Consider the following 26,999-nt stretch of genomic DNA (forward strand, 5'->3'; position numbering starts at 1 on the left):
ACGCTCCCCCGACAGGGCCATAGTTTCGGCCAGTTACAAAGACCGTTCAATCAGATGAAGTTGCTGGTCACAGGGTACGGACGAAGTACAACCGGGCGGCGACAGACGGAGTGCGCCTCCCCTTCCGGCGGATGATCTTGACTGTCGCCGTTCGGTGCGGCACTACGCCACACCGTCGACCGGTCCGCCCGTTTCCCAAGTTCCCCATGACGGCGAGACGTTCGGACTTCGTCACGGCGCCGCTGGTCGGCCGCCGGCCCCGTGCTGCGGTCCGGACCGGACTTCTCTCTCCCGGCGAATCCGTGGGCCGCTCTCGCGGTCGGCCGGGCGGCACCCTTTTCGTATACGCGATCGGGTGAGCCACAGGGGGTGCATTTCCACCGGGTGCATCCGACGTCCGATGTCCGGGAAATAAGTATTCGATCCATTCGGGCCGTTCATGTCCCGTTCTGCCACGGCGATTTCGGTAAGAAGCGGCACAGGACGCACGGGCGGTACGCTCTCCCGCCTGGGATTTCTCCCGCTCCGCGCCGGGGCGCCCCGGGGGACTCCGAAGAGCGCGGCCCGGCGGAGGGGCGGCAGCGCACCCGGGCGCACCGTCCCCGTCTCCCGCCGTACGGTGCGCGCCGGCTCACGCCGGCGCGCACCGTACGGCGGTGAACGCGGTGAACCGCAGTTCGCTGTTGTCGCCGCGCACCCCCACGCCGCCGGGGCCGGAGAGCACCCCGGGTCCGGTGTCCACCGCCTCGGCCACGGTCCTCCCGTCGACGCGGAGACGGAGCAGGACCGAGGCCTCCGCCGTCGTGCACGCCTGCGCCTCGACCTGGTGCCAGGTGTCGTACGGGAGGGCGAAGGGGGCCTGGGCGAGGGTCGTGTACTCGCCTTCGGCGCCGTCGGCGGCCCCGGACGGCAGACACTTGCGCTTGATGACCACGAGGCCGTCGCGCCGCCGGAAACTCAGCGCGTACAACTCCTGAGGGCTGCGGTAGCGGAGCCAGAGGTGCCCGCCGTCCCAATCCGTCGCGGGGGTGCGCGCGGTGGTTCCCGGAGGCCGCAGCCGTACGCGGGTGCGGACGGCGGTGTCCGCGAAGTCCCGCCGTCGGGTCACCACCCGCAGGACCGATGAGCCGGTGCGCAGTCGGGAGAGCGGATCGGGCGAGAGGCTGTCCGGAACTCCGCTCCAGGCGGCTCCCCGGTCGGCGAAGAGCGATCCACTGGTCACGAACCAGTCCGGGTCGACGCGGGCGTCGGCGGCGTCGGGGCGCCGGTGGGCGTACTCGTTGGTGATCAGCCCGGAACCGGGAAAGACCGCGGTGAATCCGGGGACGCCGTCGCAGGTGGACGCGGTGTCGACGGTTCGGGCCGGGCGCGCGGGTCCGCCGTCGCCGGCACGGTCGTCCGGAAGCGGAACTCCCGGCCCGGCGGCGCGGACACCCTCACCCTTCGCCCCGCCCGCTCCGGGTCCGGCCCGGGGCGCCTCGGTCAGGGGCAGGAGGCCCCCCGCGGCCGCGAGGCCCAGCCCGAGAACCGCACGGCGGGCATGGCGGAGAGCGGGCCCGCCGTCCGGTTCCCGCGTCACCGGGCTTCCCGGGAATCCGCGCCGGTGGCGGCCGTGCCGTCCGGTCCCGCGCCGGGCAGTGCGGTGACCCGGAGGGCGGCGAACCGGGGCCACTCACCCTGGGCGTCCCCGTTGCGGACGCTGAGGGCGAGGCCGCCCCTGCGGTCCCCGCCGGTGGCCCGCCGCTCGGTCCAGTCGATCCGCACGCGCCCGTCGGCCACGACCTCGGTGCGATCACCCCGCACGGTGATGCGCAGGCGGTGCACGGGGGCGTTCCGGAGCGTCCGCCGGGCCACCTCCGTGCGCCGGACGCCGGAACCGCTGTAGAGGGTGACGTAACTGTGGCTCAACGACACCGTCATGGGGGCCAGGCTGCCGTCCCGTACGACGACGGCGACGTCGTTGCGCGCTTCGCGCAGGCGGTCGGCCACCACGTCCACCGCGTAGTCGGTCCAGTCCGCCGTGGCGAGGGGCCGGTACGAGCCGGCCGCGTACCCCTTCCGGCCCGGATAGGGCCCCCGGCCGGTGAAGACCCCGGATCCGGCGGGGGGCGCCGTGCCGGTGTGCTCCCAGCCGGTCCCGTCCTCCAGCGGATCCGGTGACATGCCCGGGGAGACCGCCGTCCAGCGGTCCAGTTCGGCCCGGAATGCCGTCAGATCCGTCGCCCGGGTGATCTCCAGGCGCCGCACCTCGCGCGCCGCCCCCGCACGCCGCCCGGCGGGGAGCGGACGGGCGGAGGTGTTCGTCAGGGCGGCGGCGAACCGGCGCTCCAGCTCGTCTCGGAGAATGCCCTTCGAGGAAGCGGAGTCGGTGGGCTCGGACGACTCGGAGAAGGGGTAAGCGAAGAGGCGGGGGCGAGGCAGACCGTGGCGGGCCATCTCCGCGAGCGAGGTGTCCAGGTCCCGGGAGATCCTCGCCCGGTACTCGTCCTCCCGTTCGAGCCGGGCGGCGCCGGGGAGCCACAGGCGGTGGGAGAGCGCCGCCGCCCGCGTACCGGCCGCGTCCACGTCGCCCCGCCGGTGCTGGGCGTGGGTGTGGTCCTCGAAGTCCCACCGGCCGGTGGCCGCCATGCGCCCGATCTCCTGCCAGGAGAGGTAGTACGGACGGTGGCTCCCCACCGATCCGGTGATCAGGAAGACCGCCGCGCGCATCCGGTACTTGGCGAGGATGCGGTCGGCGTGCACCCAGAGCCCGTGGGTTCCGTCGTCGAAGGTGAGGTAGACGGACCGGCGGGCGGGCGGCTCCCCTCCCGCCAGGTAGCGGGCGAACTCCTCGGTGCTCAGGCTCCGGTAGCCGGCCCGCGTCAGGGCGGCGAGTTGTGCGTCGAGGGAGTCGGGGGTCACCGTGAACCGGCTGCGGCCACGCGGTGCGATGTCGTGGTACGCCAGCACGACGGGCGGCGCCGCGGTGTCCGGTTCCGGTCCGGCCGGCACGACGGCGGGCACGGCGCGGGCCGGCGGACCCGCCTGAGAACTGACCGCCTTGCGGTGGGTGTCGTACCGCCACACCGCGTAGAACGGCAGGGCGACCAGCACCAGGGCCAGCAGCCCCAGCAGCGCCCGCGTCCCCTCCGCGCGCGCCCGTCCCCCGAAGGTCCGCCGGTCCGGGCCGGTGCCCGTCACGGCAGGTCTCCCCGGGACAGGACCAGCACGTAGAGCGCCACCACGGCGCAGGCGGTCAGGAGTCCTCCCAGCGATCGGAGCGCGCGCCGGGCCGCGCCGGCTCCCCCGTCGGGGACCTCACCGGCGCCGTGCGGCGCTTCCTCGCCCAGCCGCCACGCGCCCGACCTCCGGTCGCCCGCCCTCATGTCGCGCTCCTCGACCAGACGCCGCGCTTCACGGTGAGCAGCGAGTACGGGAGCAGCCAGGCGAGCACCACCGACGAGAAGAGGCTCATCACCGGGCGGTACCTCCACCGGGTGTCGCCGGGGTGGTCGATCCGGTAGGCGAGGCCCCAGACACATCCTTTGAGCAGCACACCGCAGACGTAGAGGAGGGTGAGGAAGTACGCCCCGTGGGCCGGGGCCCAGACCAGGTGGCGGAGGGCCATCAACGGGGCGGCGAGCACCCAGAGGACGTGGCCGTAGAAGAGGGCGGCCGGTCCGGGGCCCCGGCGCCACATGAAGGATCCGGTGAAGAAGAGGTTGCGGATGAAACTCTTCTTCCAGCGGACCTGCTGCCGCATGAGGGGGACGAGCCGCACGGGGACGTTGGTGCGGACGTGGGCCGAGCGGACGTAGCCGACCCGCCAGCGCCGCTCGGGGTGGTCCTCACCCGAGACGAAGGGCGAAGACCGGTAGCGCTCCTTGAGGGACCGGCCGATCCACGCCTGCCCCAGGACGTACCCGGTGAGCTGGCGGTCGGTGGCGAAGCGGAAGGGGGCGCCCAGGAAACGGTCGTGGCTCCAGGCCGGAAGGTAGTTGTAGATCGCCTCCCGCCGGAAGACCGCGAGCGGGCCGGATACGCAGGACACCGAGCCGAAGGAGGACTCCGCCGCCTTTGCCACCCTGAACTGGCCCTCGTACCACGTGTCCTGAATGCGCGTCAGCAAGGACGCGTCAGCGTTGAGCGCCCGGCAGTGCCCGCTGACCGCGCCGAGGCGCGCATGGCGGGCGAGGGCGTCCACGCAGCGGCGCAGCGCGTCGGGGGCGAGGACGCAGTCGGAGTCGGTGAAGGCGAGGACCTCGGCATCCGCCCGTGCGCACGCGGCGACCAGGGCGTGCTTCTTGCCGACGTTCCGGTCCAGCAGCAGCACGGTGATCCCGAGTTCGTCCCGCAGCCGCATCAGGATGTCGCGTGTGCCGTCGGTGGAGAAGTCGTCCACCACGACGATCCGCACCCCGGGGCAGTCCGAGCCGGCCATCGAGCGGACGCACGCCTCGATGGCGCCTGCCTCGTCCTTCACCGCCACCAGGAAGTCGACGCGCGGGCGGGCCGGAAGCGGCGGGAAGCCGGGATCGGGTTCGTGCGGGCCCCGGGTCGTCGATGGGTCTTCGTAGCGGCTGTACGCCAGGTACAGCAGGGCGATCGTGCCCGCGAGGACGACCACCCCGTAGGCCGTCGCGGAGTCCGGGCTCGGTGTCCGGAGCGCCTGGTGGGCCAGGACGACGGTCAGCGGCGTCAGGCAGAGCAGCACCACCAGCCGGCGCAGTCCGCGCCGGACCCCGGGAGCCGCTTCGGCGAACCGCCGGGCGAGAGCCCGGACGGTGCGACGGGCGGGGCGGAGCGGGGCGGAGCCGGACGGACGGGCTGACCCGGACGGACGGCCGGGGCGGGGGACGGCCCGCCGCGCGGCCGGGGTACGGGGCGGGCCACCCGGGAGCGGGGGGCGGCCGGCGGGGGTCTCGTCGGTCAGGGTCATACCCGAGCCCCGACCGACCCCTGCGGCGCTCCGGCCGAGCCGGGTGCTCCGGCCGCGCCCTCCGCTCCCGGTCCCGGCGCGCCGGACCTCCCGCCGCCGGCCGAGCGGTGTGCTCCGGCGCGCGTGCCGGACGGCCCGGCGGCCCGGTACGCGCCGTCGGTCCCGGGCCCTCTGCGGTCCTGCGAGATGTCGAGCACCGTCTGTTCGGGGCCGAGCCCGCTCAGATCCGTACCCGGGTGCAGGGTGTGCAGCACGACCAGGTCCCACCGGTGCTCCCACGGGTCCGGGACGCACGTGAGCGTGGTGCCGCGCAGGTGGACGCGGGGCACCAGCGGGTCCGTGAAGGCCACCGTCGCCCCCCAGTCCGCCAGCAGCCCCATGATCTCCAGCGCGGCGCTCTCGCGGACGTCCGCCACTCCCCGTTTGTACGCGACGCCGACCAGCAGCACGCGCGCCCCCGCGACCGGGATCCCCCGGGCGGCGAGCTTCGCGGTGATGAGTCCCGCCATCCGGCCGGGTCGTTCCGCGATGGCTCGCATCGCCGTGTCGACGATGGGCGAGGGAATGCGTTCGGCCCGCAACTGCCAGAGCAGGTAGTGGGGATCGCACGGGATGCAGTGACCGCCGACCCCTGGGCCGGGATAGAAGGGCATGAACCCGTACGGCTTGGTCGCCGCCGCGTCGATCACCGCGCGGGGCTCCAGCCCGAAAACGGCACAGCTGTCGGCCAGTTCGTTGGCCAGTGCGATGTTCACGGCCCGGAAGGTGTTCTCCCAGAGTTTGGTCATCTCGGCGGCTTCCGGGCTCGCCAGCGTGTGGACCGAGGGGGCGATCCGGGAGAGCACGGCGGCGGCGGAGGCGGTGCTGCGGCGGCCGGCGCCCCCCACGATGCGGGGGGTGAGGTCCTGGCTGTGGCCGGCGCTCCCCGGATCGATCCGCTCCGGCGCGAACGCCACGAAGACATCGCTCTCCGCCCTCATCCCCCGGGCCGCGAGCGGAGTGAGCAGCAGATCCCGCGTGGTTCCCACGTAACTGGTTGAGGTGAGGAGCAGCAACTGCCCCGGCACCGCGTGTGCGACCGCGGAGGCGCAGGCCGTCGCGAGCATGCCGAGGTCCGGCACCTGGTGGCGGTCCACGGGGGTGGGGACGCAGATGACCACGGTGTCGGCCCATGCGGAGGCCCGGGGGTCGTCGGTGAGGAGGAAGGCGGCGTCGTCGAGGGCGTCGGCGAGCCGTTCCCGGTCGCGCGGCGTCAGGTCCACGGCACCCTCGCGGATGTCGCGCAGCCGTTCGGCGCTGACGTCGATCCCGATCACCCGCGCCCCCGACGCCCGCAACGCCAGGGAGGTCGGGAGTCCCACGTACCCCAGTCCGACCACGGCGACGGCACGTCCGTGACGTTCCTTCCGGGAGAGCGGGGGACAGGCCGCCGAACTCTCCTCGGCCGCCCCGGGTCCGTCGGCCGGCGACGCCGTCCCGCCGGACTCCGCCGCGAGCCAGTCCCGCGGGGAACGTCCCGCGGGGGCGGGGCGCGTCTGTGCGGGAACGCCCTCCGTCGCAGGGAGGGGTGTCACGTACTCCCGCTCGGAGTTCGCGCCCGGATCCACCGGATTCTGATGTTTTCCTGTCACCACTCTGGAATCGTGCCCGATTGCTCCCGAAAAGCAGGGACGGACACGGCGGCCCGACAACTGCTTCTCGGCCATCCGTCGACACGTTCATCGTCTCAACCGACAACCCGGCGGGAGAACTTCGCCCTCCGAGCGGTCCGGAGGCGGCGACGACCGCACGCCCCGGACGGCAACGAGCGGTCGCAGACCCACGGCACCCGGCCCCGCCCCATGACCCCCTGCGGGACCGACGCGATGCGGCCCGCCCCGTCCTTCCCCGCGCCGGGCCCTCACTCGCACCGCTCCGCATGGCTTGTTATGAGCCATGGACCCTCACCGTCTCACCACGTGAGCAAGGGCCCTCGGCCGTCGAAGATTTCGAACACGAAGGAGGCGGGCCCGGACCGACGTTCCCGGTGGTTACGGCGCCGGGCGAGCCTCAGGCGTCACGTGGGCCAAGATCGACGAAACGTCCGCTTAACGAACACCGACCACCCGGCAACGGACGAATTCCGGCCAATTCGTTGACGCGCTCCTGACAGGAATGCGCCGCGACTGACACTCTTCCGTCGTTCCGCGCACCGCCTGCACCGCCGGCCGGCACCGCCCGCCGGTACCCCCCTCGCAGAAGGAGTCCGCGTGAGACTCACGCACAGCCGTCGCACCACCGCGACCGGCGCTCTGATAGCCGCGGCGGCCCTCGTCGCCGTCGGTGTCACCTCCCCGGCGGCGACCGCCACCCCCGCCCCGGCCCCGGCGGCCCCGGCGTCCGGCAAGGTCGACCCGGGTGCGCTGCCGAAGGCGCTCTCTCCCGCCGCCCGTGCCGCCCTCATCGCCGAGGCCGACGCGGGCAAGGCCGCCACCGCCAAGGAACTCGGGCTCGGCGCCACGGAGAAGCTCGTCGTCCGTGACGTCGTCGAGGACGTCGACGGAACGGTGCACACCCGCTACGAGCGCACCCTCGGCGGGCTGCCGGTGCTCGGCGGCGACCTCGTCGTCTCGTCGACCGCGGCCGGCGCGACCGAGTCCGTGGCCAAGGCGTCCAGCGCCACCAGCGCGCAGCTGAAGGCGGTCGGCACGGTCGCCGGCATCGCCCCGGCCGCCGCCGAGAAGCAGGCGCTCGGCGCGGCGGCGGCCGACGGTTCGAAGGCCACCGCGGCGAGCAGGGCTCCTCGCAAGATCGTCTGGCTGGCGGACGGCACCCCGAAGCTCGCCTTCGAGACCGTCGTCGGCGGCCTCCAGGAGGACGGCACCCCGAACGAGCTGCACGTCGTCACCGACGCCACCTCCGGCGCCAAGCTCTTCGAGTGGCAGGGCATCGAGACCGGTACCGGCAACACGCAGTACAGCGGCACCGTCACCCTCGGGACGTCGGGCACCTCGGGCTCGTACAACCTCACCGACTCCACGCGCGGCGGCCACAAGACGTACAACCTGAACCACGGCACCTCCGGCACCGGAACGCTCTTCTCCGGAGCGGACGACGTCTGGGGCAACGGCGTCGGCACCAACACCGAGACCGCCGCCGCGGACGCCCACTACGGCGCGGCCGAGACGTGGGACTACTACAAGAACGTCCACGGCCGCACCGGCATCAAGGGCAACGGCGTCGCCGCCTACTCCCGCGTCCACTACGGCAACAACTACGTCAACGCCTTCTGGACCGACAGCTGCTTCTGCATGACCTACGGCGACGGGTCCGGCAACGCCGCCCCGCTGACCTCCCTGGACGTCGCGGCCCACGAGATGTCGCACGGCGTCACCGCCGCCACGGCCGGCCTGGTCTACAGCGGTGAGTCCGGCGGCCTCAACGAGGCGACCAGCGACATCTTCGCGGCCGGTGTGGAGTTCTACTCCAACACCACCGCCGACCCGGGCGACTACCTCGTCGGCGAGAAGATCAACATCAACGGCGACGGCACCCCGCTGCGCTACATGGACAAGCCGAGCAAGGACGGCGGGTCCAAGGACTCGTGGTACTCCGGCATCGGCAGCATCGACGTCCACTACTCCTCCGGCCCGGCCAACCACTTCTTCTACCTGCTCTCCGAGGGCAGCGGCGCCAAGACCGTCAACGGCGTCTCGTACAACTCCCCCACCTCGGACGGCCTCCCCGTGACCGGCATTGGCCGCGACAAGGCGCTGCAGATCTGGTACCGGGCGCTCACCACGAAGTTCACCACGACGACCAACTACGCCTCCGCGCGTACCGGTACCCTCGCCGCCGCCGGTGAGCTGTACGGCACGACGAGCGCCGAGTACACCGCCGTGGCCAATGCCTGGGCCGGCATCAACGTCGGTACCCGTCCCGGTACGACGCCCCCCACCGGGACGGTCTTCACCAACAGCACCGCCGTCTCGATCCCGGACAACGGCGCCGCGGTGACCAGCTCGATCACCGTCTCCGGAATCACCGGCAACGCCCCGAGCACCCTCCAGGTCGGCGTGGACATCACCCACACCTGGCGCGGTGACCTGGTCGTCGACCTCGTCGGCCCGAACGGGACCTCGTACCGGCTGAAGAACTCCTCGTCGAGCGACTCGGCCGACAACGTGGTGGCGACCTACACGGTCAACGCCTCCGCGCAGGTCGCCAACGGTGTCTGGAAGCTGAAGGTGCAGGACATCGCCTCGTCCGACACCGGCAAGATCAACAGCTTCAAGCTGACCTTCTGACGCACCCGGACCGGCGCGGCCGGACCGACCGGCCCTGAACCGGACGTCCCCGCACCGACCCGGTACACGTGCGGGCGGCCCGGGAGGAGCTCGCCTCCTCCCGGGCCGCCCGCACGCCTTCTCCCCCGCCCCCGCCCCCGCCCCCGGCAGCGCCGGGGGCGGGGGCGTTTTCGGCTGCTCGCTCAGCGCAGCACGGGGCCGCCCTCGTCCTCGGCGACCGTCGCGCTCGGCAGGGCCACCAGGCCGAGTTCGGTCGCGGAGGCCAGCAGCGGATGCGCCGGCAGGACGCGCACGGTGTAGCCGTACGGGCCCGTCCGGTCCAGGGAGAGCGGCCCCTCGTAGACGCGGTGGTCCGCCAGGTCGCCGGTGCCGGTCACCTTCAACGGGATGACCTGGGCGTCGAGGAGGGCGTCACCGGAGTCCACCCGCCCGGCGACGACCTGTACCTCCAGGTCCTCCGGGGCGAGTCCGCCGAGCGCGATCCGCACCCGCAGGGCGAGGGTGGCGCCCAGCTCCGCCGAACCGCTCGTACCGGTGTCGGTGACCGTCTCGACGTGGTCGACGGCCACCTGCGGCCAGGCCGCCCGTACCTTCGTCTTCCACGCGGCGAGCTCCCTGGCCGCCGGGGCGTCCAGAGCGCGCTGCGACAGGGCGGCGGGGGCGTAGAGGCGCTCCACGTACTCGCGGACCATACGACCGGCGAGGAGTTTGGGTCCGAGGGCGGCCAGGGTGCGGCGGACCATCTCGATCCACCGCTCGGGCAGCCCGCTCTCCCCGCGGTCGTAGAAGCGCGGCGCGATCCGGTCCTCGATCAGCGCGTAGAGGGCGTCGGCCTCCAGTTCGTCGCGCCGGTCGTCGTCGACGGCGGAACCGTCGGCGGTCGGGATGGCCCAGCCGAAGTCCGGCTCGAACCACTCGTCCCACCATCCGTCGCGCACCGAGAGGTTGAGACAGCCGTTGAGGGCGGCCTTCATCCCGCTGGTGCCGCAGGCCTCCAGGGGGCGCAGCGGGTTGTTGAGCCAGACGTCGCAGCCGGGGTAGAGCTTCTGCGCCATGGCCATGCCGTAGTCGGGCAGGAAGACGATCCGGTGGCGGACCCCGGCGTCGTCGGCGAACCTGACCAGCTCCTGGATCAGCCGCTTCCCGCCGTCGTCGGCGGGGTGGGCCTTGCCCGCGACGACGATCTGGATGGGCCGCGTCGGGTGGAGCAGCATGCGGGTCAGCCGGTCCCTGTCGCGGAGCATCAGGGTGAGCCGCTTGTACGAGGGGACCCGGCGGGCGAAACCGATGGTGAGGACGTCGGGGTCGAGGACGCCGTCGATCCAGCCGAGTTCGGCGGTGCCGGCGCCGCGCCTGCGCCAGGAGGCGTAGAGCCGCTTGCGGACCTCGGTGACGAGCTGCTCGCGCAGGACGCGGCGCAGCTCCCAGATCTCGTCGTCGGGGATGGCCGTCACCGCGTCCCAGCGGCGGGGTGTGCCGGTGCGGTCGGTGCCGTTCCCGGTGGCCACGTCACCCCCGGCGAGCGCGTCCCGGGCGCGGTCCTCGCCGACCTGACGGGCGCCGAGGCGGAGCACCTCGGGGGCGACCCACGTCGGGGCGTGCACGCCGTTGGTGATGGAGGTGATGGGCACCTCCGCCGGGTCGAAGCCCGGCCACAGCCCCGAGAACATCTCCCGGCTGACCGCTCCGTGCAGGGTGGAGACACCGTTGGCGCGCTGGGCGAGCCGGAGCCCCATGACCGCCATGTTGAAGATGCCCGGGGTGCCGCCCTCGTACGTCTCCTCGCCGAGGGCCAGGACGCGGTCGACGGGGACGCCGGGGAGTTCGCCGTCGTCCCCGAAGTGCCGGGCGACGAGGTGGCGGTCGAAACGGTCTATGCCGGCGGGGACCGGGGTGTGGGTGGTGAACACCGCTCCGGCCCGCACGACTTCGAGCGCGGAGTCGAAGTCGTGCTCCGGCGAGACGGGTTGGCCGGTGGACGATCCGGAGGGCCGTGTCGTCCCGATGAGTTCACGGATGCGTTCGAGGCCGAGGAAACCGGCGTGGCCCTCGTTGGTGTGGAACACCTCGGGTGCGGGGGCGCCGGTGAGACGGCACCAGGTCCGCACGGCGCGCACGCCGCCGATGCCGAGGAGCATCTCCTGCAGGAGCCGGTGGTCGCTGCCGCCGCCGTAGAGCCGGTCGGTGACGTCGCGCTCGCCGGGGGCGTTCTCCTCCACGTCGGAGTCGAGCATGAGGAGGGGGACCCGGCCGACCTGGGCCTTCCAGACACAGGCGTGCAGGGAGCGTCCGCCGGGCAGCGCGAGCACCACCCGGGCGGGGGTGCCGTCGTGCTCGCGGAGCAGCGTGACGGGGAGTTCGTTGGGGTCGAGCACCGGATAGTGCTCCTGCTGCCAGCCGTCGCGGGAGAGCGACTGACGGAAGTACCCGTGCCGGTAGAGGAGGCCGACCCCGATGAGCGGGACGCCGAGGTCTCCGGCCGCCTTGAGGTGGTCACCGGCCAGGATACCGAGTCCGCCGGAGTACTGCGGCAGGGCCGCCGTCACTCCGAACTCGGGCGAGAAGTAGGCGATGGAGCTGGGGAGTTCGGCACCCCGGGCGAGCTGATTCTGGTACCACCGGGGTCCGGTGAGGTAGGCGTCGAGCTCGTCGGCCGCCTCGCGCAGGCGGCCGAGGAACTCCTCGTCGCGGGCGAGTTCGGCCAGCCGGGAGGCGGACACGGAGCCGAGGAGCCGCACGGGGTCGGCATCCTCGGGCCGCCACCCCTCGGGGTCGACGGACCGGAAGAGCTCTCGGGTCTCGGAGTGCCACGACCACCGCAGATTGTGCGCGAGGTCGTGGAGGGGTCGCAGGGAGTCGGGGAGAACGGGACGCACGGTGAACCGACGAATGGCCTTCACGCATTCCACCTTTACAGGGGACGTACGAATCCGAGGGGACGCCGCACCACGGTGTGCGCCGCTCCGCCACTGACGACGGTAACGGTCTTCGGCCCCGTACGGCCACGGCGCACGGCCCGCCCGCGCGGTCCGGCGCGCACGGGGCGCCGTCGGTGGCTCTGCCCGCCGGGGGCGGTCCCAGGGGTCCCGGCGGTCCCGGCGGTCCCGGCAACCCCGGTCGCGACGGACGGATATGGCTGATTTCACCACCTCGGGTGACCTTGTGGGCGTCCGTCCGCCGGGAGAGGCTTCCGGGGTGGCGACCCCACCGGGAGGTGCGAGTCGCCGGAGCGCGGGTACCCGGTGACTCGTGTGACGCCGCACGCCCGCCGTCCGGTGCGGGGGCGCGCGCGGAGTACCGGACGATGACCCAGTAGTTAACACGCCGCCGGGTTGACCGCGCGAAAGCGGGGGGAAGGCTACCCGCGTACGGAGCCGACCCGGCGGCACACGTCCTCGCGCACATCCCCGCACCGTGCGCGTCGTCCCCGCGCACGCCAGCCATTCGAGTGCCATTCGAGTGAACGCGGACAGGAGCGGCCATGCCCACAACCCGTCAGCAGACAGCTGAGCAGCTACAAAGGACTGATCCTCAGACGCGCGGCCCCGGCGAACGGTCCTCGCCACCCGTGCCGCCGTCCTCCCCGCACCCCCCGCTCCAGCCTTCAGGTGATCTCATGATCGGTCGTATCCCCGTCCTGGACGTCCGCCCGCTCGTCGACTGCGGCAGACGCCCGGCGAAGGCGGTGGTGGGCGAGACCTTCCAGGTCTCCGCCACCGTCTTCCGCGAAGGCCACGACGCGGTGGCGGCCAACGTCGTCCTGCGGGATCCGAGCGGACGGCGCGGCCCCTTCGTCCCGCTCCGTGAACTGGCTCCCGGCACGGACCGCTGGGGCGCCGACGTCACCCCGGACGCCGAGGGGCGCTGGACGTACAAGGTGGAGGCGTGGAGCGACCCGCTGACCACCTGGCGGCGGCTGGCCCAGATCAAGATTCCGGCCGGCATGGACACCGAACTGGTGCTCGCCGAGGGGGCCGCGCTGTACGAGCGCGCCGCCTCCGGGGTGCCGAAGAAGGATGGGCGCGAGGCGGTCCTGGCCGCCGTCGACGCGTTGCGCGACTCCGCGCGCCCGGCCGCCGCCCGCCTCGCGGCGGCGTTCACCCCGGCGGTGGCCGACCCCCTCGCCCGCTACCCGCTGCGTGAGCTGGTCACCTCCTCACGCCCCCTGCCGCTGGTCGTCGAGCGCCGGCGTGCGCTGTACGGCGCGTGGTACGAACTCTTCCCGCGCTCCGAGGGCGCCCGGCGCGAACCGGTCGCCCCGGCGGCGTCCCGCACGGAGGCACCCGCCCCCGCCGCTCAGGAGACCCGGCTGGTCAGCGGCACGTTCCGGACGGCGGCCGAGCGGCTCCCGGCGGTCGCTGCGATGGGCTTCGACGTCGTCTACCTGCCACCGGTCCACCCCATCGGCACCTCCCACCGCAAGGGGCCGGACAACACCCTGACGGCCGGCGCCGACGACCCCGGGGTGCCGTGGGCGATCGGCTCGGCGGACGGCGGTCACGACGCCGTCCACCCCGACCTCGGCACCCTGGCCGACTTCGACCACTTCGTGGCCACCGCCCGCACCCTGCGGATGGAGATCGCGCTGGATTTCGCGCTCCAGTGCTCCCCCGACCACCCCTGGGTGAAGGAGCACCCGGAGTGGTTCCACCACCGCCCGGACGGCTCGATCGCGTACGCCGAGAACCCGCCGAAGAAGTACCAGGACATCTACCCGATCGCCTTCGACAAAGACATGCACGGGCTGGTCACCGAGACCGTGCGGGTGCTGCGGTTCTGGATGGAGCGGGGTGTGCGGATCTTCCGGGTGGACAACCCGCACACCAAGCCCGTCGTCTTCTGGGAGCGGGTGATCGCCGAGATCAACGGCGCCGACCCGGACGTGGTGTTCCTGGCCGAGGCGTTCACCCGGCCGGCGATGATGCACACCCTCGCCAAGATCGGCTTCCAGCAGTCGTACACGTACTTCACCTGGCGCAACACCAAGCAGGAGCTCACCGAGTACGCCACGGAGGTCTCCGGCGAGGCCGCGTCGTACATGCGGCCCAACTTCTTCGTGAACACCCCCGACATCCTCCCCGGCTACCTCCAGGAAGGCGGCCGGCCGGCCTTCGAGGCCCGGGCCGTGCTCGCCGCGACGCTCTCCCCCTCCTGGGGTGTGTACGCGGGATTCGAGCTCTGCGAGAACACCCCGGCGCATCCCGGGAGCGAGGAGTACCTGCACTCGGAGAAGTACGAACTCAGGCCCCGGGACTGGGAGTCGGCCGAGCGGGAAGGGCGCTCGCTGGCTCCGCTGATCACGTCGCTCAACCGGATCAGGCGCCGCCACCCGGCGCTCCGCCAGCTGCGCGACCTCCACTTCCACTCCGCCGACAACGACGCCCTGATCGTCTACAGCAAGCGCTCCGGATCGAACACCGTCCTGGTGGTCGTGAACCTCGACCCGCACCACACCCAGGAGGCCACGGTCTCGTTGGACATGCCGCAGCTCGGCCTGGACTGGCACGAGAGCGTGCCGGTGCGCGACGAGCTCACCGGCGACACCTATCACTGGGGCAGGACCTTCTATGTGCGCCTAGAGCCGGGCATCACGCCCGCGCACATCGTCGTCCTGCGACCGTCCCCGCCGACCGGAGGGTCACCCACACCATGATCGTGAATGAGCCCGTTCCCGACACCTTCGAGGACACGCCCGCCAAGGACCGCGATCCCGACTGGTTCAAGCGCGCCGTCTTCTACGAGGTCCTCGTCCGGTCCTTCCAGGACTCCAACGGCGACGGCATCGGAGACCTCAAGGGCATCACCGCCAAACTGGACTACCTCCAGTGGCTGGGCATCGACTGCCTCTGGCTGCCGCCGTTCTTCAAGTCACCTCTGCGCGACGGCGGTTACGACGTCTCGGACTACACCGCCGTCCTGCCCGAGTTCGGCGACCTCGCCGACTTCGTGGAGTTCGTCGACGCCGCGCACCAGCGCGGCATGCGCGTCATCATCGACTTCGTCATGAACCACACGAGCGACCAGCACGAGTGGTTCCAGCAGTCCCGGTCCGACCCCGAGGGGCCGTACGGCGACTACTACGTCTGGGCCGACGACGACAAGCAGTTCCCCGACGCGAGGATCATCTTCGTCGACACGGAGACCTCCAACTGGACCTTCGACCCGGTGCGCAAGCAGTACTACTGGCACCGGTTCTTCTCGCACCAGCCCGACCTCAACTACGAGAACCCCGCAGTGCAGGAGGAGATCATCTCCGCCCTCCGCTTCTGGCTGGACCTCGGCATCGACGGCTTCCGGGTGGACGCCGTGCCCTACCTCTACCAGCGCGAGGGCACCAACTGCGAGAACCTCCCCGAGACCCACGGCTTCCTCAAGCGGGTCCGCAAGGAGATCGACGCCAACTACCCCGACACCGTCCTGCTCGCCGAGGCCAACCAGTGGCCCGAGGACGTCGTCGACTACTTCGGGGACTACCGGGCCGGCGGCGACGAGTGCCACATGGCGTTCCACTTCCCGGTGATGCCGCGCATCTTCATGGCGGTACGACGGGAGAGCCGCTACCCGGTCTCCGAAGTCCTGGCCAAGACACCGGCGATCCCGAAGAACTGCCAGTGGGGCATCTTCCTGCGCAACCACGACGAGCTCACCCTCGAAATGGTCACGGACGAAGAGCGCGACTACATGTACGCGGAGTACGCCAAGGATCCGCGGATGCGCGCCAACATCGGCATCCGCCGCCGCCTCGCGCCGCTGCTGGACAACGACCGCAACCAGATCGAACTCTTCACCGCTCTGCTGCTGTCGCTGCCCGGCTCCCCGATCCTCTACTACGGGGACGAGATCGGGATGGGCGACAACATCTGGCTGGGCGACCGCGACGGGGTGCGCACCCCGATGCAGTGGACCCCCGACCGCAACGCCGGCTTCTCCTCCAGCGACCCCGGCCGGCTCTTCCTGCCCACGATCATGGACCCGGTCTACGGTTACCAGGTCACCAACGTCGAGGCGTCGATGGCGTCGCCCTCCTCCCTGCTGCACTGGACCCGGCGGATGATCGAGATCCGCAAGCAGAATCCCGCCTTCGGGCTGGGCGAGTACACCGAACTCCCCTCGTCCAACCCGGCGGTGCTCGCCTTCACCCGGGAGTACAAGGACGACCTCGTGCTGTGCGTCCACAACTTCTCCCGGTTCGCCCAGCCGACGGAACTCGATCTCCGGCTCTTCAACGGGCGCCACCCGGTCGAGCTGATCGGTGGGGTGCGCTTCCCCGCCGTCGGCGAGTGGCCCTACCTGCTCACTCTCGCCGGCCACGGCTTCTACTGGTTCCGCCTGCGGAAGGAAGCTCCCGCCATCTGACGCGCTTTTCCCGGGTGTTACGCGGGGGAGAACGGTACGCACGACTCGTGCGGGACGGTTTTGGCCGTCCCGCACGGGGCACCTTCCCCACATCGAGCATGGGCGGGCCCGGACGGCCGTTGGGCCATTCGAGTCCGTACGGACCCTCCTCACCCGACACGTCCCGCACAGCCGGACAGCCATTGCCGCAATCCGGGACACTCCTCGCATCCGTGTGCCCGGGGAAAGGACGCGATGCCATGTCGGAGGCTGCATCCGCTCACGTCACCCTGGCGAAGAGCACCACGAAACAGGCGTCCCACCCACCCACCCATCCACGGCCGGGGGGCCCCACCGCGGGGACCGCGCTGCTGCCCTCGCTCGCCCCCCTGCTCCACGACTGGCTCCCCCGGCAGCGCTGGTTCGCCGGCAAGGGCCACCCGGTAGCGGGGTTCACCCTGGTCGCCGCGACCGAGATACTGCCGGTGGACTCCCCGACGGCCGGCCCCGGACTGCTCCACCTCCTCGTCCGCGTCCACCAGCCGGGGCTGCCCGCCCGCCCCACCGGCGACTGCTACCAGCTGCTCCTGGGGGTCCGGAACGACCTGCCGCCGGCGCTCGCCTCCGCCCTCATCGGGCGGGTGACGGACGGCCCGCTGGCCGGCCGCACCGTCTACGAGGGCCTGCACGACCCCCGGCTGGCCGGTCTGCTGCTGGAGCGGTTCCGCCGCCCCGGTCCCCTCGGCGCGCTCCGCTTCGAACGCGCGGAAACGATTCCCGCCGGGCTGGCGCCCCGGCTGCTGGACACCGAGCAGTCCAACTCCTCGCTCGTCTTCGGCGACGCGTACATCCTGAAGATCCTGCGGAGAGTCTTCCCCGGCACCAACCCCGACCTCGAACTGCCGCTCGCCCTCGTCGGCGAGGGATGCGGGCGGGTGCCCGCACCCGTCGCCTGGTTCGAGGCGACCACCCCCGAACCGCTCACCCTCGGGGTGCTGCAGCCCTTCCTGCGCGGTGCCGAGGACGGCTGGCAGCTCGCCCTCGGCGCCCTCGCGGCGGGACGCGACTTCGTCCCGGAAGCGCGCGCGCTCGGCCGGGCCACCGCCGAGGTGCACACCGCGCTCGCCTCCGCCCTGCCGGGCCCGGACCTGCGCCTGGCGGGCACGGAGGCGCTGGTCGCCGGGATGACCCAGCGGCTGGAGTCGACCGCCCAGGCCGTCCCCGCCCTGCTGCCGTACGTCCCCGCACTGCACGCCGCCTTCGACGCCGTGGCGGAGCTCGGGCACCGGGGGCGCTCCTGGGCGACCCACCGGGTGCACGGCGATCTGCACCTCGGACAGACCCTCCGAGCGGCCGACGGGTTCTGGTCACTGATCGACTTCGAGGGCGAACCCGCCCGGCCGCTCGCCGAACGCCGCAGCCCCCAGCCGCCGGTGCGCGACGTCGCCGGAATGCTCCGCTCCTTCGACTACGCGGCCCGCTCCCACCGGCCGTGGAGCGACGCCTGGGCGGAGCGCTGCCGGACCGCGTACTGCGAGGGGTACGCCGACGTCTCGGGTACCGACCCGCGCAGCGAACCCGAGCTGCTGCGCGCCCACGAAACGGACAAGGCGGTGTACGAGGTGCTGTACGAGGCTCGGCACCGCCCCGACTGGCTGCCGGTCCCCATGGCGGCCATCCAGCGACTGGCCGCGTCCACCTGACCCGGGCCGGGCCCGGTCCGGCCGCGGCCGCATCCGGATCCCACCCTTCCGGTCCGCGCGGTATCCCCACCGCGCGGACCGCGGGCGCACGGCCGGCCCGCACCCGGTGCTCCCCCGGGCACCCCATCCCCCGACCGACCCCCGAGGAGGCCGTCCCCCGTGACCGCCCGTAAGCCGTCCAGCGACACACCCGAACCCATCGAGGCCGTACCCGCCCCGCAGCCGGTGACGACCGGGACGGCCGCCGGGCCCGAGCCGGTGTCCTCCGCCACCACGGCCGTCGCCACCACGCCGACCGCGAAGCGCTCCAAGGCAAAGCGGAAGAACGCCGTGCCGCCCCGCCCCCGGCGCGGCGGCGCCGACGAGGGAGTCCGGCCCGCCCCCGCCCTGCACGACGCGGACCGGGGCCGGCTCCTCGCCGGTGAGCACCACGCCCCGCACGACCTCCTCGGGGCGCACCCCTGCGACGGCGGCGTCCTGGTGCGGGCGCTGCGCCCGCACGCGCGTGCCGTGACGGTGATCGCCCCGGGACTCCGGGCGCAGCTGTTCGACGACGGCGACGGCTTCTTCTCCGGCGTGCTGCCGGTCGGGGACGTCACGGCGTACCGCCTGCGGGTCGCCTACGCGCAGGACGAGGTCGAGGTCGAGGACCCGTACCGTTTCCTGCCCGCGATCGGTGAACTGGACCTGCACCTGATCGGTGAGGGCCGGCACGAGGAGCTGTGGACCGCGCTGGGCGCCCGGGTCATGGAGCACCAGGGGGTCGCCGGTACCCGGTTCACGGTGTGGGCGCCCAACGCGCGCGGGGTGCGGATCGCGGGCGACTTCGCCTACTGGGACAGCACCGGCACCCCGATGCGTTCGCTCGGGGCGACGGGGGTGTGGGAGCTGTTCCTCCCGGGGGTCGGCGAGGGCGCGCTCTACAAGTTCGACATCTGCCGCCCGGACGGCTCGCACACCCTGCGCGCGGACCCGATGGCCCGGGCCGCCGAGGTGCCGCCCGCCACCGCCTCGGTGGTGACCGCCTCGCACTACGCGTGGCAGGACGGCGACTGGATGGAGCGGCGCGGCGACCGCCCCGTGCACGAGGCGCCCTTCTCCGTCTACGAGATCCACCTCCCCTCCTGGCGGCCGCGTCTGACCTACCGCCAGCTCGCGGAGCAGCTCCCGGCGTACGTCAAGGACCTGGGCTTCACGCACGTGGAGCTGATGCCGGTGTCCGAGCATCCGTTCGGCGGTTCCTGGGGGTACCAGGTGACCGGGTTCTACGCGCCGACCTCCCGCATGGGCACTCCGGACGACTTCCGGTTCCTGGTGGACGCGCTGCACCGGTCCGGCATCGGCGTGATCATGGACTGGGTGCCGGCGCACTTCCCCCGGGACGAGTGGGCGCTGGCCGAGTTCGACGGGCAGCCGCTGTACGAGCACTCCGACCCTTCCCGCGCGGCGCACCCGGACTGGGGCACCCTGGAGTTCGACTACGGGCGCAAGGAGGTGCGCAACTTCCTCGTCTCCAACGCCACGTACTGGTGCGAGGAGTTCCACATCGACGGGTTGAGGGTCGACGCGGTGGCTTCCATGCTCTATCTCGACTACTCCCGCGAGGACGGCCAGTGGTCGCCCAACGAGCGCGGCGGCCGGGAGAACCTGGACGCGGTGGCCTTCCTCCAGGAGATGAACGCGACCGTATACCGCCGCAACCCCGGTGTGGTGACGATCGCCGAGGAGTCCACCGCGTGGAGCGGCGTCACCCGCGCCACCCACCACACCGGACCGGACGGCTTCGGCGGGCTCGGGTTCGGGCTGAAGTGGAACATGGGGTGGATGCACGACTCCCTCACCTACATGGCGAAGGAGCCGGTGCACCGCAGGTACCACCACAACGAGATGACCTTCTCGATGGTGTACGCGTACAGCGAGAACTACGTCCTGCCGATCTCGCACGACGAGGTGGTGCACGGCAAACAGGCGCTGGTGTCCAAGATGCCCGGCGACTGGTGGCAGCAGCGCGCCAACCACCGCGCCTACCTCGGCTTCATGTGGGCCCACCCCGGCAAGCAACTCCTCTTCATGGGGCAGGAGTTCGCCCAGGGCGCCGAGTGGTCGGAGGGCCACGGCCCGGACTGGTGGCTGCTGGACCCGGCCTACGAGGCGTCCGGCGACCACCGCGGCGTACGGGACCTGGTCGGCGACCTGAACGCGGTGTACGGCGCGGTGCCCGCGCTCTGGCAGCGCGACACCGACCCGGGCGGCTTCGCGTGGGTGGACGGCGGTGCCGCGGAGGACAACGTCCTGGCCTTCCTCCGCTTCGACGCGGACGGCTCCCCGCTGCTCGCGGTCTCCCACTTCTCCCCGGTGGTCCGGCACGACTACCGGCTCGGGGTGCCGGAGACGGTGGCGGGCTGGGTGGAGGTGCTGAACACCGACGCGGCCCGGTACGGCGGCAGCGACGTACGCAACGAGGAGCCGCTGAAGCCGGAGGCGGTACCGGCGCACGGCCGGCCGGCCAGCATCACGCTCACCCTGCCACCACTGGCCACGGTCTGGTTCCGCCCGGCCTGACCGGCGGGCGCGTTACCGGACGGCGGGAAGCCCGGACCTCGCGGTCCGGGCTTCCGGCCGTTCAGGCCGCTCCGGCGCGCGCGTACCGGCCGGGCGTGGTGCCCACGATCCGCTTGAAGTGACGGGTGAGGTGGGACTGGTCGTGGAAGCCGGCGGCGGTGGCCACCTCGCCCGGCGGCCGGCCCTCGAGCAACAGACGCCGGGCCAGATCGACGCGGCGGGAGGTCAGGTACTGGTGCGGGGCGATGCCGTACGCCCCACTGAAGGCGCGTACCAGGTGCGTGGGGTGGGCGTGGACCTGCGTCGCGGCGTCGGCCAGGGTCACTCCGTCGAGGAGTCTCGCGTCGAGAAGGTCACGGAGGTCCCGGGCGACTCCGCGGCCCGGTCCCGGCGCGGCGCGGGCCTGCCCCGGGCGCAGTCGCTCGCGCAGCCGCTCCCCGACGAGGGCCAGCCTGCTCTCCGCCTCGAACGCGTCGCCGGGGTGCGCGAGGGCCGAGTGGAGCTGCCCGACGCGGGTCCGCAGCAGCGGATCGGCGAAGTCGGGGTGGGCCACCGCGGGACCGATGAGGCTCTCGTCCAGCTGGGTCGTGTCGAGGTACAGCACCCGCTTGCGGAAGCCGTGCGCGGTGGCGGGCGAGCCGTTGTGCGGAACCTGCGGGGGCAGCAGACTCACGGTGCCGCGCGGGGTGCCGCGCTCGAACCGGTCGAGGTCGTAGCGGACGGCTCCGTCGTCGACGATCAACAGGGTCCAGGTGTCGTGGACGTGCATGGGGTAGGCGTGCTCGGTGAAGCGGGCGTGGAAGACCTCCACCACGCCCGGCACCCGCGGGCGCCAGGCGGAGATCTCCGGGATCTCAGGCTCCGGCGAGGGCGTCACGCCAAGAACGTACAAGACGGGGCGGGGGGACGTCGCGGAGTCTCGGGGCATGGACACCCAGAACGAGAACGCGCCCGTCCGCTTCGACACCAAGATCGCCGTCCTGCTCCGGGAGGACCTGGAGACCTGGCAGCGGCTGAACGTGACCGCCTTCCTGGTCAGCGGGCTCGGCACGGTCGCACCGCAGGTGATCGGCGAGCCGTACGCGGACGCCGACGCCACCGTCTACCTGCCCATGTTCCGCCAGCCCGTCCTGGTCTTCGAGGGGACGAGGGAGGTGCTGACCGCCGCGCACGGCCGCGCGCTCTCCCGGTCGCTGCCGAGGTCCCTGTTCACGTCGGACCTCTTCGGCACCGGGAACGACCGGGACAACCGGGCGGCCGTACGCGCCGTGCGCACGGACGCGCTCGACCTGGTGGGACTGGCCGTGCACGGCCCGCGCAACGCTGTGGACAAGGTCCTCAAGGGTGCCCGCATGCATCCCTGAGCGGGCGGGCCTTCCTCGGACGTCGCCCTACGGACGGGGCGGCGCCGCCCCGTCGGCGTCGTCCCAGGCCCGGCGGGCGGCGGCGATCGCGGGCCGGTTCTCGATCGACCAGTCGGCCAGCGCTCTGACCAGGTGGGTGAGGCTGTGCCCCAGCTCGGTCAGTCCGTACTCCACCCGGGCCGGCACGGTCGGGTACTCGGTCCGGTGCACCAGGCCGTCGCGCTCCAGGCGCCGGAGGGTCAGGGTCAGCATGCGCTGCGAGATGGTGCCGGGGATGGAGCGCTGCAACTCGTTGAAGCGCCTGATTCCGGAGGCGAGTTCGACGATCACGTACACCGACCAGGTGTCGCCGAGCCGGTCCAGCACGTCCCGCACACCGCACTCGTCCTGCGGCGTGGAACAGACGATCACGGGTTCCGGCGGAGCCGGGTTGGTTACTCCGGTGTGCCCCACTGACATCAAAGTGCCTCCTTACGGGATGCGCTCGCTCTCCCGATGATGAGAACACACAGCTCAGGGAAGGCACTTCCATGATTCTCATCACCGGCGCGAGCGGCGCGCTCGGCAGCCTCGTCGTCCAGGCACTGGCCGATCGGAGCGACGTCGTGCTCGGCACGCGTACACCTCGTTCCGCGGCCGAGCGGCGCGTCGACTTCGACGACCCGTCGTCCCTCGACTTCACCGGAGTCACGACGCTCCTGATCGTCTCCGCCGGATACGGGGAGGACGATGTCGTCCTCGCCCGCCACGAGGCCGCGATCGCGGGTGCGGAGAAGGCCGGCGTACGACACGTCGTCTACACCAGCCTGAGCGGTGACGGCGATCACCTGCCGTACGCTCTCGCCCACCGTTGGACCGAACGCCGCCTGGCGCGCTCCTCGTTGGCGTGGACGGTGTTGCGCAACGGCCTCTACGCCGAATTCCTCGCCGCCCTCGCCGCCCCCGATGCCGACGGCACGATCGTGGCGCCGATGGGCGAGGGCGGGCTGGCCGCCGTGGCCCGGGCGGACCTCGCCGAGATCGCCGCACGAGTGGTGACCGATCCCGAAGCGCACGCGGGAAGAACCTACGAACTCGTCGGCGAGCAACCCCTCACCGGCGCCGACCTGGCACGGGCGATCGGCGGGCAGTACCGGCCGGCCTCGCTGGCCGCGGCTCGCGAGGCTCTCGGCGCGAGCGAGGGGGTACTGCCCTTCCAGGTTCCCATGCTCGTCGGCACCTGCTCGGCGGTCGCGGGAGGGTTCCTCGACGGCAGCGGGATCACGCACAACGCATTGCGCGAGCTCCTGGGGCGGCCCCCGCGTTCGGCCCTCGACGTGTACCGGGCTTCGGTCAACGCGATGTGATGCGGCGCCCGCCACCTCCGGGGGCGGGCGCGACCTCCCGGGGCGGGCACGGTCGACGGCGGTGCTCCGCACCCACGGGCCCCAGGGCCTGACCGCCGTCGCCGATTCGGCCCTGGAACGCAGAAAACCCCCGTGCCCAAAGGCACGGGGGTCTCCCGGAAAAATTGTTCGGCGGCGTCCTACTCTCCCACAGGGTCCCCCCTGCAGTACCATCGGCGCTGAAAGGCTTAGCTTCCGGGTTCGGAATGTAACCGGGCGTTTCCCTAACGCAATGACCACCGAAACACTATGAAATCAACCAACCGGAAAAACACAGCGGATTGTTATTTCAGAACAACACAGTGGACGCGAGCAACTGAGGACAAGCCCTCGGCCTATTAGTACCAGTCAGCTCCACCCGTTACCGGGCTTCCACATCTGGCCTATCAACCCAGTCGTCTACTGGGAGCCTTAACCCCTCAAAGGGGGTGGGAATACTCATCTCGAAGCAGGCTTCCCGCTTAGATGCTTTCAGCGGTTATCCTTTCCGAACGTAGCCAACCAGCCATGCCCTTGGCAGGACAACTGGCACACCAGAGGTTCGTCCGTCCCGGTCCTCTCGTACTAGGGACAGCCCTTCTCAATATTCCTACGCGCACAGCGGATAGGGACCGAACTGTCTCACGACGTTCTAAACCCAGCTCGCGTACCGCTTTAATGGGCGAACAGCCCAACCCTTGGGACCGACTCCAGCCCCAGGATGCGACGAGCCGACATCGAGGTGCCAAACCATCCCGTCGATATGGACTCTTGGGGAAGATCAGCCTGTTATCCCCGGGGTACCTTTTATCCGTTGAGCGACAGCGCTTCCACAAGCCACTGCCGGATCACTAGTCCCGACTTTCGTCCCTGCTCGACCCGTCGGTCTCACAGTCAAGCTCCCTTGTGCACTTACACTCAACACCTGATTACCAACCAGGCTGAGGGAACCTTTGGGCGCCTCCGTTACTCTTTAGGAGGCAACCGCCCCAGTTAAACTACCCATCAGACACTGTCCCTGATCCGGATCACGGACCGAGGTTAGACATCCAGCACGACCAGAGTGGTATTTCAACGGCGACTCCACAACCACTGGCGTGGCCGCTTCAAAGTCTCCCACCTATCCTACACAAGCCGAACCGAACACCAATATCAAACTGTAGTAAAGGTCCCGGGGTCTTTCCGTCCTGCTGCGCGAAACGAGCATCTTTACTCGTAGTGCAATTTCACCGGGCCTATGGTTGAGACAGTCGAGAAGTCGTTACGCCATTCGTGCAGGTCGGAACTTACCCGACAAGGAATTTCGCTACCTTAGGATGGTTATAGTTACCACCGCCGTTTACTGGCGCTTAAGTTCTCAGCTTCGCCGACCCGAAAGTCAGCTAACCGGTCCCCTTAACGTTCCAGCACCGGGCAGGCGTCAGTCCGTATACATCGCCTTACGGCTTCGCACGGACCTGTGTTTTTAGTAAACAGTCGCTTCTCGCTGGTCTCTGCGGCCACCCCCAGCTCATGGAGTAAATCCAATCACCAGTGATGGCCCCCTTCTCCCGAAGTTACGGGGGCATTTTGCCGAGTTCCTTAACCATAGTTCACCCGAACGCCTCGGTATTCTCTACCTGACCACCTGAGTCGGTTTAGGGTACGGGCCGCCATGAAACTCGCTAGAGGCTTTTCTCGACAGCATAGGATCATCCACTTCGCCACAATCGGCTCGGCATCAGGTCTCAGCCTTAATGTGTGACGGATTTGCCTACCACACGGCCTACACCCTTACCCCGGGACAACCACCGCCCGGGCTGGACTACCTTCCTGCGTCACCCCATCGCTTACCTACTACAAGTCTGGTTCATCGGCTCCACCACTACCCTCAACTCCGAAGAGATCGGGCCGGCTTCACGGACTTAGCATCGCCTGATTCAGTACTGGGCGTTTCAAAGCGGGTACCGGAATATCAACCGGTTGTCCATCGACTACGCCTGTCGGCCTCGCCTTAGGTCCCGACTTACCCTGGGCAGATCAGCTTGACCCAGGAACCCTTAGTCAATCGGCGCACACGTTTCTCACGTGTGTATCGCTACTCATGCCTGCATTCTCACTCGTGAACCGTCCACAACTCGCTTCCGCGGCTGCTTCACCCGGCACACGACGCTCCCCTACCCATCCCAGCCCCCGTTGGGGGTATGTGCTGGAATGACACGACTTCGGCGGTACGCTTGAGCCCCGCTACATTGTCGGCGCGGAATCACTTGACCAGTGAGCTATTACGCACTCTTTCAAGGGTGGCTGCTTCTAAGCCAACCTCCTGGTTGTCTCTGCGACTCCACATCCTTTCCCACTTAGCGTACGCTTAGGGGCCTTAGTCGATGCTCTGGGCTGTTTCCCTCTCGACCATGGAGCTTATCCCCCACAGTCTCACTGCCGCGCTCTCACTTACCGGCATTCGGAGTTTGGCTAAGGTCAGTAACCCGTTGGGGCCCATCGCCTATCCAGTGCTCTACCTCCGGCAAGAAACACACGACGCTGCACCTAAATGCATTTCGGGGAGAACCAGCTATCACGGAGTTTGATTGGCCTTTCACCCCTAACCACAGGTCATCCCCCAGGTTTTCAACCCTGGTGGGTTCGGTCCTCCACGAAGTCTTACCTCCGCTTCAACCTGCCCATGGCTAGATCACTCCGCTTCGGGTCTAGAGCGTGCAACTCAATCGCCCTGTTCGGACTCGCTTTCGCTACGGCTTCCCCACACGGGTTAACCTCGCTACACACCGCTAACTCGCAGGCTCATTCTTCAAAAGGCACGCAGTCACGACTGCATGTGCAAGCACATACAGCGACGCTCCCACGGCTTGTAGGCACACGGTTTCAGGTACTATTTCACTCCGCTCCCGCGGTACTTTTCACCATTCCCTCACGGTACTATCCGCTATCGGTCACCAGGGAATATTTAGGCTTAGCGGGTGGTCCCGCCAGATTCACACGGGATTTCTCGGGCCCCGTGCTACTTGGGTGTCTCTCAAACGAGCCGTTGATGTTTCAGCTACGGGGGTCTTACCCTCTACGCCGGACCTTTCGCATGTCCTTCGCCTACATCAACGGTTTCTGACTCGTCTCACAGTCGGCAGACTATGAAAGAGAGATCCCACAACCCCGCATGCGCAACCCCTGCCGGGTATCACACACATACGGTTTGGCCTGTTCCAGTTTCGCTCGCCACTACTCCCGGAATCACGGTTGTTTTCTCTTCCTGAGGGTACTGAGATGTTTCACTTCCCCTCGTTCCCTCCACACTGCCTATGTGTTCAGCAGTGGGTGACAGCCCATGACGACTGCCGGGTTTCCCCATTCGGAAACCCCCGGATCAAAGCTAGGTTGACAGCTCCCCGGGGACTATCGTGGCCTCCCACGTCCTTCATCGGTTCCTGGTGCCAAGGCATCCACCGTGCGCCCTTAAAAACTTGGCCACA

Annotated in this window: 15 protein-coding genes and 2 rRNA genes; 7 read left to right on the forward strand and 10 right to left on the reverse strand. The window is 70.4% G+C overall.

Features of this window, described 5'->3' with window-relative positions:
- Positions 1-631: 631 nt before the first annotated feature.
- From PZB77_RS08695 to PZB77_RS08715, 5 genes are read right to left on the reverse strand one after another with little or no spacing between them, the layout of a single operon-like run.
- Positions 632-1,579 (reverse strand): hypothetical protein, encoded by a 948-nt coding sequence (locus PZB77_RS08695; RefSeq protein ID WP_275491992.1) that lies wholly within the window; start codon positions 1,577-1,579, stop codon positions 632-634.
- Positions 1,576-3,180 carry a polysaccharide deacetylase family protein gene (locus tag PZB77_RS08700; RefSeq protein WP_275491993.1) on the reverse strand — a complete coding sequence of 535 codons (1,605 nt, stop codon included), beginning with the start codon at positions 3,178-3,180 and terminating at the stop codon, positions 1,576-1,578. Before PZB77_RS08700 ends, PZB77_RS08695 begins: the two co-directional genes overlap by 4 nt.
- On the reverse strand, positions 3,177-3,365 hold the full coding sequence (locus tag PZB77_RS08705) for a hypothetical protein (RefSeq protein WP_275491994.1): 189 nt from the start codon (positions 3,363-3,365) through the stop codon (positions 3,177-3,179). The genes PZB77_RS08700 and PZB77_RS08705 overlap by 4 nt, the downstream gene beginning before the upstream one ends.
- Entirely contained in the window at positions 3,362-4,918 is a 1,557-nt protein-coding gene (locus PZB77_RS08710) for a glycosyltransferase (protein WP_275491995.1), read from the reverse strand. The genes PZB77_RS08705 and PZB77_RS08710 overlap by 4 nt, the downstream gene beginning before the upstream one ends.
- A complete protein-coding gene (locus PZB77_RS08715) occupies positions 4,915-6,297 on the reverse strand; it encodes a nucleotide sugar dehydrogenase (RefSeq protein ID WP_275491996.1) in 1,383 nt (460 codons plus the stop codon). The genes PZB77_RS08710 and PZB77_RS08715 overlap by 4 nt, the downstream gene beginning before the upstream one ends.
- An 870-nt stretch (positions 6,298-7,167) precedes the next feature.
- On the opposite strand from PZB77_RS08715, the gene PZB77_RS08720 reads away from it, so the two are divergent.
- Entirely contained in the window at positions 7,168-9,204 is a 2,037-nt protein-coding gene (locus PZB77_RS08720; protein WP_275491997.1) for a M4 family metallopeptidase, read from the forward strand.
- Between the two features lie 182 nt (positions 9,205-9,386).
- Here PZB77_RS08720 and glgP read toward each other — a convergent pair whose 3' ends face one another.
- The gene (gene glgP / locus PZB77_RS08725; protein ID WP_275491998.1) at positions 9,387-12,104 is read right to left on the reverse strand and encodes an alpha-glucan family phosphorylase; all 2,718 of its coding nucleotides are present in this window, start codon (positions 12,102-12,104) and stop codon (positions 9,387-9,389) included.
- A gap of 716 nt (positions 12,105-12,820) precedes the next feature.
- Between glgP and PZB77_RS08730 the strand changes: the two genes are divergently transcribed.
- The 4 genes from PZB77_RS08730 to glgB all read left to right on the forward strand — a co-directional run bounded on the left by PZB77_RS08730 (position 12,821) and on the right by glgB (position 20,804).
- Positions 12,821-14,857 (forward strand): alpha-1,4-glucan--maltose-1-phosphate maltosyltransferase, encoded by a 2,037-nt coding sequence (locus PZB77_RS08730; protein WP_275491999.1) that lies wholly within the window; start codon positions 12,821-12,823, stop codon positions 14,855-14,857.
- The gene (gene treS / locus PZB77_RS08735; RefSeq protein ID WP_275492000.1) at positions 14,854-16,560 is read left to right on the forward strand and encodes a maltose alpha-D-glucosyltransferase; all 1,707 of its coding nucleotides are present in this window, start codon (positions 14,854-14,856) and stop codon (positions 16,558-16,560) included. The genes PZB77_RS08730 and treS overlap by 4 nt, the downstream gene beginning before the upstream one ends.
- Before the next feature lie 239 nt (positions 16,561-16,799).
- Positions 16,800-18,242 carry a maltokinase gene (locus PZB77_RS08740; RefSeq protein ID WP_275492001.1) on the forward strand — a complete coding sequence of 481 codons (1,443 nt, stop codon included), beginning with the start codon at positions 16,800-16,802 and terminating at the stop codon, positions 18,240-18,242.
- Between the two features lie 198 nt (positions 18,243-18,440).
- The gene (gene glgB / locus PZB77_RS08745) at positions 18,441-20,804 is read left to right on the forward strand and encodes a 1,4-alpha-glucan branching enzyme (protein WP_275495968.1); all 2,364 of its coding nucleotides are present in this window, start codon (positions 18,441-18,443) and stop codon (positions 20,802-20,804) included.
- Positions 20,805-20,865: 61 nt separating this feature from the next.
- Here the strand turns inward: glgB and PZB77_RS08750 are convergent, their stop codons facing one another.
- On the reverse strand, positions 20,866-21,732 hold the full coding sequence (locus PZB77_RS08750; RefSeq protein WP_275492002.1) for an AraC family transcriptional regulator: 867 nt from the start codon (positions 21,730-21,732) through the stop codon (positions 20,866-20,868).
- On the opposite strand from PZB77_RS08750, the gene PZB77_RS08755 reads away from it, so the two are divergent.
- Positions 21,731-22,168, forward strand: a complete 438-nt coding sequence (locus tag PZB77_RS08755; protein WP_275492003.1) for a DUF2000 domain-containing protein — start codon at positions 21,731-21,733, stop codon at positions 22,166-22,168. The two genes, PZB77_RS08750 and PZB77_RS08755, sit on opposite strands and share 2 nt — an antisense overlap.
- A gap of 27 nt (positions 22,169-22,195) precedes the next feature.
- Here the strand turns inward: PZB77_RS08755 and PZB77_RS08760 are convergent, their stop codons facing one another.
- A complete protein-coding gene (locus tag PZB77_RS08760) occupies positions 22,196-22,627 on the reverse strand; it encodes a helix-turn-helix domain-containing protein (protein WP_275492004.1) in 432 nt (143 codons plus the stop codon).
- 71 nt (positions 22,628-22,698) lie between these two features.
- On the opposite strand from PZB77_RS08760, the gene PZB77_RS08765 reads away from it, so the two are divergent.
- Positions 22,699-23,514 (forward strand): NAD(P)H-binding protein, encoded by an 816-nt coding sequence (locus PZB77_RS08765; RefSeq protein ID WP_275492005.1) that lies wholly within the window; start codon positions 22,699-22,701, stop codon positions 23,512-23,514.
- A 166-nt stretch (positions 23,515-23,680) separates the two neighbouring features.
- Here PZB77_RS08765 and rrf read toward each other — a convergent pair.
- Together rrf and PZB77_RS08775 are read right to left on the reverse strand one after the other, a co-directional pair.
- Positions 23,681-23,797: ribosomal RNA gene (rrf, locus tag PZB77_RS08770) — 5S ribosomal RNA — on the reverse strand.
- Between the two features lie 74 nt (positions 23,798-23,871).
- Positions 23,872-26,996: ribosomal RNA gene (locus PZB77_RS08775) — 23S ribosomal RNA — on the reverse strand.
- Positions 26,997-26,999: the final 3 nt, after the last annotated feature.

The organism is Streptomyces sp. AM 2-1-1, assembly GCF_029167645.1.
Taxonomy (GTDB): domain Bacteria; phylum Actinomycetota; class Actinomycetes; order Streptomycetales; family Streptomycetaceae; genus Streptomyces.